The 13,050-nt window shown below is 63.6% G+C and carries 11 protein-coding genes, 2 tRNA genes and 1 pseudogene; 6 read left to right on the top strand and 8 right to left on the bottom strand.

All coding sequences use genetic code 11. The features are described 5' to 3' along the window. Window positions 1–30: 30 nt before the first annotated feature. From RHIZ70P_RS09505 to RHIZ70P_RS09490, 4 genes and pseudogenes are all read right to left on the bottom strand, one after another. A pseudogene (locus RHIZ70P_RS09505) lies at window positions 31–789 on the bottom strand (JAB domain-containing protein); the annotation flags it as partial. Window positions 790–791: 2 nt separating this feature from the next. Then, on the bottom strand, window positions 792–1,628 hold the full coding sequence (gene map, locus RHIZ70P_RS09500; RefSeq protein WP_115670157.1) for a type I methionyl aminopeptidase: 837 nt from the start codon (window positions 1,626–1,628) through the stop codon (window positions 792–794). 39 nt (window positions 1,629–1,667) lie between these two features. Then, window positions 1,668–2,387: a DNA/RNA nuclease SfsA gene (sfsA, locus tag RHIZ70P_RS09495; RefSeq protein WP_115670156.1), complete on the bottom strand. Its 720-nt coding sequence runs from the start codon at window positions 2,385–2,387 to the stop codon at window positions 1,668–1,670. Between the two features lie 364 nt (window positions 2,388–2,751). Further along, window positions 2,752–4,644 (bottom strand): PHA/PHB synthase family protein, encoded by a 1,893-nt coding sequence (locus RHIZ70P_RS09490; RefSeq protein WP_115670155.1) that lies wholly within the window; start codon window positions 4,642–4,644, stop codon window positions 2,752–2,754. Between the two features lie 169 nt (window positions 4,645–4,813). Between RHIZ70P_RS09490 and RHIZ70P_RS09485 the strand changes: the two genes are divergently transcribed. The 5 genes from RHIZ70P_RS09485 (at window position 4,814) to recJ (ending at window position 10,263) form a co-directional block, all read left to right on the top strand. Beyond that, the gene (locus RHIZ70P_RS09485) at window positions 4,814–5,164 is read left to right on the top strand and encodes an SHOCT domain-containing protein (RefSeq protein WP_235842194.1); all 351 of its coding nucleotides are present in this window, start codon (window positions 4,814–4,816) and stop codon (window positions 5,162–5,164) included. A 227-nt stretch (window positions 5,165–5,391) separates the two neighbouring features. Next, entirely contained in the window at window positions 5,392–6,609 is a 1,218-nt protein-coding gene (locus RHIZ70P_RS09480) for an LL-diaminopimelate aminotransferase (RefSeq protein ID WP_115670235.1), read from the top strand. Window positions 6,610–6,672: 63 nt separating this feature from the next. Next, the gene (locus tag RHIZ70P_RS09475) at window positions 6,673–7,992 is read left to right on the top strand and encodes a homoserine dehydrogenase (protein WP_115670153.1); all 1,320 of its coding nucleotides are present in this window, start codon (window positions 6,673–6,675) and stop codon (window positions 7,990–7,992) included. Between the two features lie 158 nt (window positions 7,993–8,150). After that, window positions 8,151–8,321 carry a hypothetical protein gene (locus tag RHIZ70P_RS22975; protein ID WP_181903988.1) on the top strand — a complete coding sequence of 57 codons (171 nt, stop codon included), beginning with the start codon at window positions 8,151–8,153 and terminating at the stop codon, window positions 8,319–8,321. A 139-nt stretch (window positions 8,322–8,460) separates the two neighbouring features. After that, window positions 8,461–10,263, top strand: a complete 1,803-nt coding sequence (recJ, locus tag RHIZ70P_RS09470) for a single-stranded-DNA-specific exonuclease RecJ (RefSeq protein ID WP_115670234.1) — start codon at window positions 8,461–8,463, stop codon at window positions 10,261–10,263. Between the two features lie 35 nt (window positions 10,264–10,298). Here the strand turns inward: recJ and RHIZ70P_RS09465 are convergent. The 4 genes from RHIZ70P_RS09465 to gloA form a co-directional block, all read right to left on the bottom strand. After that, window positions 10,299–10,373 (bottom strand) — tRNA-Glu (locus RHIZ70P_RS09465). Window positions 10,374–10,564: 191 nt separating this feature from the next. Continuing rightward, window positions 10,565–10,639: transfer RNA gene (locus tag RHIZ70P_RS09460), tRNA-Glu, on the bottom strand. A 247-nt stretch (window positions 10,640–10,886) separates the two neighbouring features. After that, window positions 10,887–11,687, bottom strand: a complete 801-nt coding sequence (locus tag RHIZ70P_RS09455; RefSeq protein ID WP_115670152.1) for a hypothetical protein — start codon at window positions 11,685–11,687, stop codon at window positions 10,887–10,889. Window positions 11,688–11,829: 142 nt separating this feature from the next. Further along, window positions 11,830–12,270: a lactoylglutathione lyase gene (gloA, locus tag RHIZ70P_RS09450; protein WP_115670151.1), complete on the bottom strand. Its 441-nt coding sequence runs from the start codon at window positions 12,268–12,270 to the stop codon at window positions 11,830–11,832. A gap of 184 nt (window positions 12,271–12,454) precedes the next feature. Between gloA and RHIZ70P_RS09445 the strand changes: the two genes are divergently transcribed. Further along, entirely contained in the window at window positions 12,455–13,033 is a 579-nt protein-coding gene (locus RHIZ70P_RS09445; protein WP_115670233.1) for a cold-shock protein, read from the top strand. Window positions 13,034–13,050: the final 17 nt, after the last annotated feature.

Here is a 13,050-nt window from a genome sequence, read left to right as displayed (position 1 = left end):
CTACGCAATGCTAAAAATTGAGGGATTTTCTAGTGTTTCAATGTGTTTGAGCGTGATCCTGCGGGATCTAAATGAATGAGTGGGGTGATTGTGGACGAGGATGATGGCGGTGGCCGAGAGTTCCAGCGCGCGCTTCACCACCTCGCGCGGATAGACCGGCGTATGGTCGACCGTGCCGCGGCCCTGCACCTCGTCGGCGATCAGCGCATTGCGCTTGTCGAGGAACAGGATGCGGAACTGCTCGGTCGATTCATAGGCCATGGCCGTATGGCAGTAGTCGATAACCGATGACCAGGAGGAGAGCACCTGGCGGCCGCGGATCTCGCTCTTCAGCATGCGCTGGGCGACGCTGGCGATCAGCTTGAGTTCGAGCGCGACGTTTTCGCCGACCCCCTTCACCTCCTGCAGCAGCGCCGGCTGGGCGCCGAAGACGCCGGCGAGCGACCCGAAGCGGGCGATCAGCGCCTTGGCGATCGGCTTGGTGTCGCGCCGCGGGATGAGGCGAAACAAAAGGAGTTCGAGGATTTCGTAATCGGCAAGCGCGGTATCGCCGCTCTCGCGGTAGCGTTCTCTCAGGCGGTCGCGATGGCCGTGATAATGCGCATCCGCCGTCTCGACCGTTTCGCTGACGGCGGAGCGCTTTTTCAATCCGCCGGATTTCGTTGCCTGCTCGGCGAAGAAGCCGCGTTCGTCGCCCGCTTCACCCTTAGCCCCTCCGTCCGCCCCTTGCAGGTCGAAGGCGGGTTCGTCTTCGCTGTCGAGGGGGGCGGGAGGAGGGGGCTTTGCCATGGTCAGCCCTTGAGCGGCGGAAGGCCCGGCCGGTCGAAGCCGCCCGGCGACAGGGTGAAGATCTCGCAGCCCGCGGCGGTGACGCCGACGGCATGCTCGTACTGCGCCGTCAGCGACCGGTCGCGGGTCACTGCCGTCCAGCCGTCCGACAGCACCTTCACATGCGGCCGGCCGAGATTGATCATCGGCTCGATGGTGAAGATCATACCTTCCTTGAGTTCCGGCCCCTCGTTGGCGCGGCCGTAATGCAGGATGTTGGGGCTGTCGTGGAACAGGCGGCCGACGCCGTGGCCGCAGAAATCGCGCACCACGGAACAGCGCTCGGCTTCCGCATAGGTCTGGATCGCCTCGCCAATGGCGCCGGTGCGGGCGCCGGGGCGCACGGCGGCGATGCCGCGCATCAGGCATTCATAGGTGACTTCCAGCAGCCGTTCGGCGGCGCGCTTGATCTCGCCTACCGGATACATGCGGCTAGAATCGCCGTGCCAGCCGTCGAGCACATAGGTCACGTCGATATTGACGATGTCGCCCTCGCGCAGCGGCTTGTCGTTGGGAATGCCGTGGCAGACGACGTGGTTGATCGAGGTGCAGACCGACCTGGTATAGCCGCGATAGTTCAGCGTCGCCGGCAGCGCGCCGTTGTCCATGCCGAATTCGAAGACGAAGCGGTCGATCGCGTCGGTCGTGACGCCGGGCTTGACCATCGGCACGAGTTCATCGAGGCAGCGGGCCGTCAGTTGGCAGGCCTTGCGCATGCCCGCAAAATCCTCAGGCCCATAAAGCCTGATTGCGCCGGTGTTCTTCAGCGGGGCGGTCGCCGCTTCGATATAGGTTACCATTCATCCGCTTTCGATCGTGGAAAAGGCTGTATTTGTTGTTCATAATGCAGCAGGACCGGGTTCGTCCATGGCGATCGGCTCGAGCGGCACGATTTCCGACGGCGTGACCCTGCATTTCACCGCATAGGCCTCGACGCCTACCGCGATCGCGCGGGCAAAGCTGCGCGCATAGACCGGGTCGAGGTCGGCGCAGATGCGCAAGCGCGCGCAATCCTCGCGTTGCACCAGGTAGAGCATCACAGCCCTTTGGCCGCCCCGGACGATCTCGATCAGTTCCTCCAGATGCCGGGCGCCGCGCATCGTCACCGTATCGGGAAATTCGGCAAGACTCGGCCGCCGGATGAAATGCACGTTCTTCACCTCGACATAGGCGGCGGTGCGATCGGGCGCCGAGAGCAGGAAGTCGATCCGTGATCGGGCGCCGTAGCGCTGTTCGCGGGCAAGGACCGGATAGGTTGCGAGATCGGATACGAGGCCGGCGCGGATCGCCTCTTCCGCCAGCCGGTTGGCAATCGCCGCATGCACACCCACCGTCGTTCCGTCTGCCTCGATCAACTCGAAGGCATGAGCGTATTTGCGATTCGGGCTGTCGTGCGTCGAGAGCCAGATGCGCGAACCCGGTGCCGTCAGCCCCTGCATCGACCCGGTGTTCGGGCAATACCCGGTGATCTCGCGGCCGTCGTCCAGCACGGCATCGAACAGGAAGCGCTTGTAGCGGCGGATCAGGCGGGCCGGGACGAGGGGCGGGGAGAAGATCATGTCCACGGGTTTAGCCTGTCGGCTGCCTCGCCGCAAAGGGGTAGGTGTGTCTGTACCGGTGCCCCTCATCCGCCTGCCGGCACCTTCTCCCCGCAGGCGGGGAGAAGGAATGCGCGGGACCCGCATGGGCCAAACTCCGCCGTCTTGCAACCCTGTGCTTTCGCGGCCGGGAAATCTTGCTCCCGAGTTCCGTTCGTCGCCGGAAACCTTTTGCCTCCACAAGGTGAGCCGCGGCTCACTTTCCGTCCCGGTCTGTGGTCCGTTTGCCGTCTGGCGCCGGTCGAGCCCCACCTTCCTTCTCCCCGCATGCGGGGAGAAGGTGCCGGCAGGCGGATGAGGGGCGAAAACTGCGGGCGTGACGCTCCTATACCCTTGCCAGCACATAGGAGCCCGGTGCGTCGGCGATGGCGTTGAGCGCGCCGCCGCCGGGTATGCGGGCGGGAACGCGTTCATCGTCCATCGCCTCGATCCAGCGCTGCCAGTGCGGCCACCAGGAGCCGGGTGTCTCCTTGGCCCCGGCCACCCAGTCCTCGTAGGTGCCCTTGACGGCGCCATTGGTCCAGTACTGGTATTTCTGCTTGTCGGGCGGATTGACGACGCCGGCGATGTGGCCCGAGCCCGACAGAACGTATTCGACGGGGCCGCCGAACAGTTTGGAGCCGACGAAGACCGATTTGGCCGGCGCGATATGATCCTCGCGGGTGGCGAGATTGTAGATCGGGATCTTGATGTCCTTCAGCGACAGCGTCTTGCCGGCGAGTTCCATCTTGCCCTGGCTCAGCGTGTTGCTGAGATAACAGTTGCGCAGATAAAAAGAGTGGTTGGCGGCCGCCATGCGGGTCGAATCGGAGTTCCAGTACAGAAGGTCGAAGGGCATCGGATCCTGGCCCTTCAGGTAGTTGTTGACGAAATAGGGCCAGATGAGTTCGGACGCGCGCAGCATGTTGAAGGCGGCTGCCATCTTCGAGCCGTCGAGATAGCCCGAGGCCTTCATCCGGTCCTCGATGCTGCCGATCTGCCCCTCGTCGACGAAGACCTTGAGGTCGCCGGCATAGGTGAAATCGACCTGGGTGGTGAACAGCGTGGCGCTGGCGATCCGCTTGTTGCCCTCCTGGGCATGCAGCGCCAGTGCCGCTGCCAGGAGGGTTCCGCCGACGCAATAGCCGATCGCATTGACTTCTGTTTCGCCGGTCGCCTTTTCTATGGTGTCCAGGGCGAAATCGACGCCTTCGCGGATATAGGATTCCCAGTCCTTGTTCGCATGCCGTTCGTCCGGATTGACCCAGGAGATGACGAACACGGTGTGACCCTGGTCGACGCACCACTTGATGAAGGATTTCTGCGGATTGAGGTCGAGAATGTAGAACTTGTTGATCCACGGCGGGCAGATCAGCAATGGGCGCTTCAGTACCGTGTCGGTCGCAGCTTCGTACTGTATCACCTCGCAGATCTCGCTCTGGGCGATCACCTTGCCGGGCGTCACGGCCATGTTCTCGCCGACCTTGAACTTGCTGGTGTCGGTCTGGCGGATCCTAAGCTCGCCGCCATCGGCGGCGATGTCCTCGGCCAGCATCTGCATGCCCTTGACGAGGTTCGCGCCATGGCTCGACACGGTCTCGCGATAGAGCTGCGGATTGGTGATGACGAAATTGGTGGGCGACAGCGCAGCGGTGATCTGGCGCACGTAGAATTCGGCCTTGTGCCGGGTATGCTCGTCTAGGCCCTCGGCCTGGGTGACCATCTTTTCGGCCCAGTCCGACAGGATGACATAGGCCTGCCGCAGGAAGTCGAAGAATGGATTGCGTTGCCAGTCCTCGTCGGCGAAGCGCTTGTCCTTGATGGGCGGCGGCGGCTGGGCCTCGCCCTCGCTCGAGAATCGGGACAGCGTTTGGGTCCACATGCCGAAGAGACCGGCGAGCAACTGGGTCTGGGCCTCCAGCGTTCGCTTCGGGTCGGACATCCAGTATTCCGATACCTTCGACATGGTCTTGACCATTTCGGCCATGGGTTCGGAAACCGGGTCGACGACTTCCCCGCGTTCGCGGGGGCCTAGCCAGGTCGAGGCTGCCTTGCCGAGGTTTTCCAACGCCTTTGCCACGTTGAGCGTCAGGGCTTGCGGGTCCTTGACGATATAAGGTTCGATCAGTTTGGGATCGAAGCCCGCCGCCTTTGCGCCGCCCGGTCCTGCCTCTTCGCGTGTGCTGGTCAAACCGTCCTCCCCAGGATCATTTTCTCGGCGTCTTTTGCAATTGCGCATCCTGCCTGAAAACGACTACAAGTTCCATAGTTACGAAAGCATAGTCTGACATAGACCATGTGACGAGACGATGGCTTGAACCTGCCGGGCAAGATGCCGGCGTCTGGATTCGATAATGATCGCTGATAGTTGGGCAATGGGGTCAATGCGAAGCGCAAGGGGCCTGGCCGTGTTTGGGCTTGTGGCGGCGCTTTCTGGCTGCACGACCCCGGCCGAGCCGTCCGTGGTGGCGCCCGCCCGTGCGGCGAGCATAGAGGTGACCGTCGCCGATCCGGATGCGCCGGCAAGCGCCCCGGTGCGCTCGGCTGACGGTTACCCGGACTTCTCCGGTTCGCTGACGGCCGCCAATGTGCAGATGGGCAACGAAGAGGCGGCCGATCTACAGGCGAAACTTTCCGCGCTTGGTTCGGCGCGCAAGGCCGGCACCATTTCCGAGGCCGAGTATCGGCGCCGGCTTGTGCAATTGCGCAAACTTGCGGCCGAACACGGCGCCGACGCGCAGGCGCAGATCGCCAAATAGCGCTTGCCTTTGTCCTGCTTTTTACGCAAAGCAACATATAGGGGCAGGAGGGTCCGCTGCGGATCGGCTCAGGCCCCGAGGCGCAATTGCGTCAGGATTTGCGGTGACCACGCCGCATGCGTTACAGTTGGGCCGTCCCGGTTATGCGGTTCGTTGCGGGGCGGCTTTCACCAGGCAAAACGAACCCGCCTGCCGCGGTCATGTCCGTGCGGTTCCAGGGGTTGAAGATGGAAGAATTTCACAAGGTCCGGCGCCTGCCGCCATACGTTTTCGAACAGGTCAATCGTTTGAAGGCGAGCGCGCGAGCCGGAGGCGCGGACATCATCGACCTCGGCATGGGCAATCCCGACCTGCCGACGCCGCAGGCGATCGTCGACAAGCTCTGCGAAGTGGTCCAGGACCCGCGCACCCATCGCTATTCCTCGTCCAAGGGCATTCCCGGCCTGCGTCGGGCCCAGGCGGCCTATTATGCGCGCCGCTTCAACGTCAAGCTCAACCCCGACACCCAGGTCGTGGCGACGCTCGGCTCGAAGGAAGGCTTTGCCAACATGGCCCAGGCGATCACCGCGCCGGGTGACGTGGTGCTCTGCCCCAACCCGACCTATCCGATCCATGCCTTCGGCTTCCTGATGACCGGCGGCGTCATCCGCTCGATCCCGGTCGAGCCGGACGAAACCTTCTTCCCGCCGCTCGAGCGGGCGGTGCGCCATTCGATCCCGAAGCCGATCGCGCTGATCATCAATTATCCGTCCAACCCCACGGCCCGGGTCGCCAGCCTCGATTTCTACAAGGACGTCATCGCCTTTGCCAAGAAGCATGAGCTGATCGTGCTGTCCGACCTCGCCTATTCTGAGATCTACTTCGAAGACACCCCGCCGCCGTCCGTGCTCGAAGTGCCGGGTGCGATCGATGTGGCGGTCGAGTTCACCTCGATGTCGAAGACCTTTTCCATGCCCGGCTGGCGCATGGGCTTTGCCGTCGGCAACGAGCGGCTGATCGCAGCGCTGGCCCGCGTCAAGTCCTACCTCGATTACGGTGCCTTCACGCCGATCCAGGTCGCCGCCACTCACGCGCTGAACGGCGACGGCACGGACATTGCCGAAGTGCGCTCCATCTACAAGCGTCGCCGCGACGTGATGGTCGAGAGCTTCGGCAAGGCCGGCTTCGAAGTGCCGCCGCCGGCTGCCACCATGTTCGCCTGGGCGAAGATTCCGGAAAAGTTCCGCTCGCTCGGTTCGCTCGAATTCTCCAAGCTTCTGGTCGAGAAGGCCGACGTGGCGGTCGCTCCGGGCATCGGCTTTGGCGAAATGGGCGACGAATATGTCCGCCTCGCGCTCGTCGAGAACGAGCACCGGATCCGCCAGGCGGCCCGCAACATCAAGAAATTCATGTCGAGCGCCGACGAGACGATGCACAACGTCATTCCGCTCAACGCGCACCGCTGAGTTTTTCCCGGGCGGCCCGTTCGCGGCCGCCTGCCTTTGATTTTCAAACGTCAGGATTGATTTATGGCTGATGCCCTTAAAATTGGCATTGCGGGGCTCGGTACCGTCGGTGCCTCGCTTGTCCGCATCCTCCAGCAGCGCAGCAACGAACTGGCCGTGTCCTGCGGCCGCGCCATCCAGATCACCGCGGTGTCGGCGCGCGATCGCAGCAAGGATCGCGGCGTTGACCTGAGCGGCATCACCTGGTTCGACGATCCGGTCGAAATGGCGGAAAAAGGCGATATCGACGTCTTCGTCGAACTGGTCGGCGGCGCCGAGGGTACGGCCGATCAGTCGGTTCGCAGAGCCCTTGCGCGTGGGCTTCACGTGGTGACTGCCAACAAGGCGCTTCTCGCGCGCCACGGCGTGGAACTCGCCAGGATGGCCGAGGACAAGGGCCTGCTGCTGAACTACGAGGCGGCGGTCGCCGGCGGCATTCCGGTCATCAAGGCGATGCGCGAGAGCCTGACGGGCAGCCATTTCTCACGCGTATACGGTATCATGAACGGCACCTGCAATTACATCCTGACCCGGATGGAGAAGGAAGGCCTGACGTTCGAGGCCTGCCTCAAGGAGGCCCAGCGTCTCGGCTATGCCGAGGCCGATCCGACCTTCGACATCGAGGGCAACGACACCGCGCACAAGCTGTCGATCCTGACCACGCTCGCCTTCGGCAGCCAGATTTCCGCCGACGACATCTATCTCGAGGGCATCAGCAACATCTCGATCGACGACATTCATGCCGCCCGCGACCTCGGCTTCCGCATCAAACTGCTGGGCGTCGCCCAGCGCACCGAGACCGGCATCGAGCAGCGCGTGCACCCGACCATGGTGCCGCTCGATTCGGTGATTGCCCAGGTCGACGGCGTGACCAATGCGGTGGCGCTCGAATCCGACATCCTCGGCGAACTGCTGATGGTCGGTCCCGGCGCCGGCGGAAATGCCACGGCGTCCGCCGTGCTCGGCGACATTACCGACATTGCCAAGAGCCGTCCTGGCATGCAGCAGGTTCCCGTGCTCGGCCGCCCGGCGCACCTGCTCGAGCCCTATCGCCAGGCACAGATGCGCAGCCATGAGGGTGGTTATTTCATCCGCCTGACGGTGGTCGATCGCACCGGCGTCTTCGCAAGCATCGCCACCAAGATGGCCGACAACAATATTTCGCTGGAATCGATCGTCCAACGGTCGGAACATGCCGCGGCCGATGCGCCGGTGACCATCATCCTCGTCACCCATGCGACGATGGAGGATGCCGTTCGCAAGGCCGTCAGCGCCATCAAGGGCGAGGGCTACCTCGTCGGTGAACCGCAGGTCATCCGCATCGAGCGTCCGAAGACGGCCTGATTTGATGCTTCGCGGTGCCGGCTACGACGCCGGCACCGCGGCGCCGGCCGTCTATGGCTTTTCTCGCCACCCATTTTTTCCCGAACGAGCCACTCGCATCTTTTGCGAGAGGTGGTTACGCTATTGCATCGGTGGAATCGGGTTCGGGGAGGAGCTTGATGATCCCAGTGGAAGAACGTGATTTGCGGCACGGCGCGGGCAGGGCGAGCCATGATCGCTGGGGCGTGGATGACGAGGAATACGAGGGTGCGCGCAACTGGGCCGTCATCCTTCTCTATGTCCCTCTGATGACCGTGCCTTTTCTCGCCGTCGCCTGGTTCCTTGCGTGAATGCCCAGTGGTCAGGCCTGTCCGGTCGGCTGTGCCTTGACGTCCAGATAAGCCATAGTGCGGCGCTTGCCTGAGGCAGGGCTGGTCATTTGCCTGCGGACCTGTAGAAAGGGGGCAGATGCAATGGACCGCAGACAGCATGGAAGAACCCGTAGATCCCGTCCCGCGCGCATTTCTTGGCGTTGATCGCTCGGTCTCCGGGCAACGCTGGGTGTCGCGCCTCGACCAGGCCGGGCAGAACCGGGCGCTGGCGATGAGCCAGCTTCACGGCATGCCGGAGCTTGTGGCGCGGGTGCTGGCCGGACGGGGCGTCGCCGTCGACGACGCGCCTGCCTTTCTCGAACCTTCCATCCGCAGCCTGATGCCCGACCCCTACCGGCTGACGGATTGCGAGGCGGCGGCCGAACGACTGGTCGAAGCGATCCGCCGCGGCGAGCGCGTGGCGATCTTCGGCGATTACGACGTCGACGGTGCGGCGTCCTCCGCATTGCTTTGGCGTTTTCTGCACCATTTCGGCATCGATTCGGAAATCTACATCCCCGACCGCATATTCGAGGGCTATGGACCGAACCCGGCGGCGATCGGCCAGTTGATCGACCGTGGCGCCCGACTGATCGTCACGGTCGACTGCGGGTCGACCAGCCTCGAGCCGCTGGCGGTGGCGAAGGAACGCGGCATCGATGTGGTGGTGATCGATCACCACCAGATGGGGCACGAAATGCCGCCTTGTCTCGCCCTGGTCAATCCGAACCGCGAGGACGATCTGTCGGGGCAGGGGCATCTCTGCGCCGCCGGCGTGGTCTTCCTCGTCCTGGTCGCCACCCTGCGCGTGCTGCGCCAGAATGGCCATCCGCAGGCCCGCTCGCTCGATCTTCTGGCTTGGCTCGACCTGGTGGCGCTGGCGACGGTGTGTGACGTCGTGCCGTTGAAGGGACTGAACCGTGCCTATGTCACCAAGGGTCTGATCGCGGCGCGCCACCAGAACAATGCCGGCCTTGCCGCGCTTCTGCGCGTCGCCGGCATAGGCGGGCCGGTCACGCCTTATCATTTCGGCTTTCTCGTCGGCCCGCGTATCAATGCCGGCGGGCGCATCGGCGACGCAGCACTCGGCAGCCGGCTGCTGACACTGGACGATGCCGGCGAGGCCGAAGAGATCGCCCATAAGCTCGACGAACTGAACCGCGAACGTCAGGCGATGGAACAGGTCATGCTGGCCGAAGCCGAAGCCGAGGCGCTCGCCGAGTATGGTGACGGCCAGGCGGCCTCCGTAATCGTCACCGCGCGCGACAACTGGCATCCGGGAATCGTCGGCCTGCTCGCCGCCCGGCTGAAGGAAAGGTTCAAGCGCCCGGCCTTCGCCATCGCCTTCGACCTCAACGGCAAGGGCGCCGGTTCCGGCCGCTCGATCAACGGTTTCGACATCGGCCGAATGGTGCGGGCCGCGGTCGATTCGGGCCTGCTGGTGAAGGGTGGGGGCCACGCCATGGCGGCGGGCCTCACCGTCGAGCGGGCCAATCTCGGGCGTCTGCGGGCCTTCTTCGACGAGGCCTCCGCCGAACAGGTGGGTGCGCTTGCCGCCAACCAGACGCTGAAGATCGACGGCGCGCTCGGCGCCTCGGGCGCGACCATCGGCCTGATCGATCAGTTGGAGGCGGCCGGTCCCTTCGGCTCCGGCCATCCGCAACCGATCTTTGCCGTGCCTGCCCATCGCCTGCGTGATGCCCGCCCCGTCGGGACGACCCACGTAAAGATCACGCTGGAGGCGGCCGACGGCACGCGGCTCGAAGGCATTGCCTTTCGCGCCGCCGAGACGGCGCTCGGCGACTTCCTGCTCAACGGGCGAGGCACGCAGGTCCATGTCGCGGGTACGCTCAGCGCCGATCACTGGCAGGGAACGCGCCGCGTGCAGATGCGCGTGCTCGACGCAGCCAAGGCGTTCTGACGTAACTGAATGATGTGGGATAACGTAAGGTGAAGTGGCACGCCCTAGGGGAGTCGAACCCCTCTTCCCAGAATGAAAATCTGGTGTCCTAACCGATAGACGAAGGGCGCGTGCGCTTCGTGGTGGCGCCCTTATAGTCAGGGCCCGGAAAAGCCGCAAGCGGAATCTTGCTGTTTTTCCATTCCAATTTTGAAAAAGATCAGCCTGTGGAAAACCATCGCGCGACCGGAAAACGCGCGGGACGACACGCCGGAGGCGACGCTCATAATCTTGCATTTGGGGGAGAAATATTGCGGAGGAGTGGCACGCCCTAGGGGAGTCGAACCCCTCTTCCCAGAATGAAAATCTGGTGTCCTAACCGATAGACGAAGGGCGCGTGCGCTCCGTGGCGCCCTTATAGTCAGGTGATTTTATTCCCGCAAGCGCCAATTTCTGTTTTTTGCAAAAAATGTGACAGAGCCCTTTCCGGCGAGCGATGGGGCCTGATTGAGCAACGAAACCAGCCACTTGAAGAACGTCTCGCAAAACCGGCCGCCTTCGTGAAGGTCTGGCGGGGCCACAGTCGCCCCTCAGAGAGCCGACACGTAAGACGGTCAGGCAAGGAACGGGGCGGTGGGGATTGCCTAGTCCTTCTTCTGGCCGATCATCGCCTTGAGCGATGTCAGCCACGTGCGCTTCTTCGGCTGCTCGGGCTGCGCGTCCACTGCCGTCGCTTCCGCTGCCTGGGCGGCTTGCTGTTCGTTTTCGACGACCGGCTGTGCGGCCGAGGCGGGATTGTCGTAGACCGGCAGTTCCCCGGCCGCATAGACCGGCGGCTCGGCCGAGGATGCTGCCGGTAGGGCGGCTTCCTCGATGACGGCCGGCCGGGGCTGGCGCAATTCGGCACTGAACAGGCTCTTGCTCATCGGATTGACCTGGCGCGTCGGAAGCTCGGACGGCACGACGATGCTGGTCGAGGTGCCGCGGCCGCTTTCGGCAAGCGCCATGGCCTCGGTGTCCGCCGGCGTATTTGCGGGTGGGGCTCCGAGCGATTCCTCGGCCACAACCGGTGCCGGCGAGAAGAGACTGTTGCGGCTGGCATTGACGCTGGTCGCCTGCATGGTCAGTTCGCCGAGATCGCTGGGCGTCTGGGAGGGAGCATAGGCGGCAAGCGAGCCGTCACCGGACGAAACAGGCGGGTTTACCTGCCGGTTGCTCGACCCGGCGGCGCTCGCCACCAGCGGATCGGTGTAGACCCCGGTTGCCTTCTTGGCCGGTGCAGGCTTGGTCGGGGTGTTGCCCGCCGCTTCCGTGGGGATTGCGTCGCCTTGGGCCGCGCTATCCTGCGCCGTGGTCTGGCAGGAGGCGAGCATGAGGGCGGCGATCGCCGGAGCGGCGACGCGGGCGAACAGGCGGCCGCTGATGAATGGTATGTTGGGCGACACTGGCGGACCTCTGCACACGATAGGGATGACGCACGCAATCCCGGGCCTGTGCCGGGTCGCGCTTGTCGTCCGCCGGATGCCGGCGGACTTTCGGTGCTTCAAGGTCTAGCGCTTCAATCTTGCGCGAAGCGGGAAGAGGGGCTTACCAGGCGCCGGTGTTCGGCATGGAAAGCCACGGCTCGGCCGGGGCAAGGCTTGCGCCCTTCTGCAGGATCTCGATGGAGATCCCGTCCGGTGAGCGGACAAACGCCATGTGCCCGTCGCGCGGCGGCCGGTTGATGATCACGCCATGGTCCATCAGTTTCTGGCAGATGGCATAGATGTCATCGACCTCATAGGCGAGATGGCCGAAATTGCGGCCGCCGGCGTAGTCTTCCGTGTCCCAGTTGTAAGTGAGCTCCAGGCAGGGCGCCATTTCGGCGCGCGCCCGGTCGAGGTCGTCGCGGGCAGCGAGAAAGACGAGGGTGAAACGGCCCTTTTCGCTGTCCATCCGGCGTATCTCGGTCAGGCCGAAAATCGTGCAGTAGAAGTCGAGCGAGGCGTCGAGATCTTTGACGCGAACCATGGTGTGAAGATAACGCATGAAGGTTCTCCTGAGAATGGCAGGGATATGGAGCAGGCAACAGTTTCGAGCAAGCCTGCAAGGGCAAAAAGCATTTGGGTAAATGTCAAACTAGGACTTGCGTAGATCCATTGCTCGAATGTTAATCTTAACTTCAAGAATCAATTAACTCTGCAATGTGACGCGTTTCGAGGGGCTTTGGGAAATGGCGGACAGGATTACACCGAAAGGGCTCGCTGGGTTCGAGGACCTGTCCAGCGAAGCCGTCGACCTGATGGAGATCACCGGTGTCGTCAAGTGGTTCGACGTCGCCAAGGGTTTCGGCTTCATCGTGCCCGACAACGGCATGCAGGACGTGCTGCTGCACGTGACCTGCCTTAGGCGTGATGGCTATCAGACGATTCTCGAAGGCACGCGCATCGTCGCGCTCGTTCAGAAGCGGGACCGCGGCTACCAGACCTTCCGCATTCTCTCCATGGACCAGTCGACCGCGGTGCATCCCTCGATGCTCCCGCCGGTGCGCACCCATGTGCAGGTGACGGCGACCAGCGGCCTGGAGCGGGCGCTGGTCAAATGGTTCAACCGCACCAAGGGTTTTGGCTTCCTCACGCGCGGCGAGGGCACGGAGGACATCTTCGTCCACATGGAAACGCTGCGCCGCTTCGGCCTGACCGAACTGCGCCCCGGACAGACCGTCCTGGTCCGCTTCGGACCGGGCGACAAGGGCCTGATGGCCGCCGAGATTCACCCCGACAATCCGGGCCCCTCGGTCCTGGCGCATTGAGGTCCCGGGCGATGAGG

Origin of the sequence: Paenirhizobium selenitireducens ATCC BAA-1503, assembly GCF_900492185.1 — a bacterium.
In the GTDB taxonomy this organism is placed as follows: Bacteria; Pseudomonadota; Alphaproteobacteria; order Rhizobiales; family Rhizobiaceae; genus Allorhizobium; species Allorhizobium selenitireducens_A.
Note: the sequence above shows the minus strand (reverse complement) of the source record. Positions and strands in the feature narration are given on the sequence as shown.

Coding starts and splice junctions, on each gene's coding strand:
- RHIZ70P_RS09475 (WP_115670153.1), top strand. CDS start 6,673: ATGGCTGATGCCCTTAAAATTGGCATTGCGGGGCTCGGTACCGTCGGT.
- sfsA (WP_115670156.1), bottom strand. CDS start 2,387: ATGATCTTCTCCCCGCCCCTCGTCCCGGCCCGCCTGATCCGCCGCTAC.
- RHIZ70P_RS09445 (WP_115670233.1), top strand. CDS start 12,455: ATGGCGGACAGGATTACACCGAAAGGGCTCGCTGGGTTCGAGGACCTG.
- RHIZ70P_RS09490 (WP_115670155.1), bottom strand. CDS start 4,644: ATGCGCAATTGCAAAAGACGCCGAGAAAATGATCCTGGGGAGGACGGT.
- gloA (WP_115670151.1), bottom strand. CDS start 12,270: ATGCGTTATCTTCACACCATGGTTCGCGTCAAAGATCTCGACGCCTCG.
- map (WP_115670157.1), bottom strand. CDS start 1,628: ATGGTAACCTATATCGAAGCGGCGACCGCCCCGCTGAAGAACACCGGC.
- RHIZ70P_RS09480 (WP_115670235.1), top strand. CDS start 5,392: ATGGAAGAATTTCACAAGGTCCGGCGCCTGCCGCCATACGTTTTCGAA.
- recJ (WP_115670234.1), top strand. CDS start 8,461: ATGGAAGAACCCGTAGATCCCGTCCCGCGCGCATTTCTTGGCGTTGAT.
- RHIZ70P_RS22975 (WP_181903988.1), top strand. CDS start 8,151: ATGATCCCAGTGGAAGAACGTGATTTGCGGCACGGCGCGGGCAGGGCG.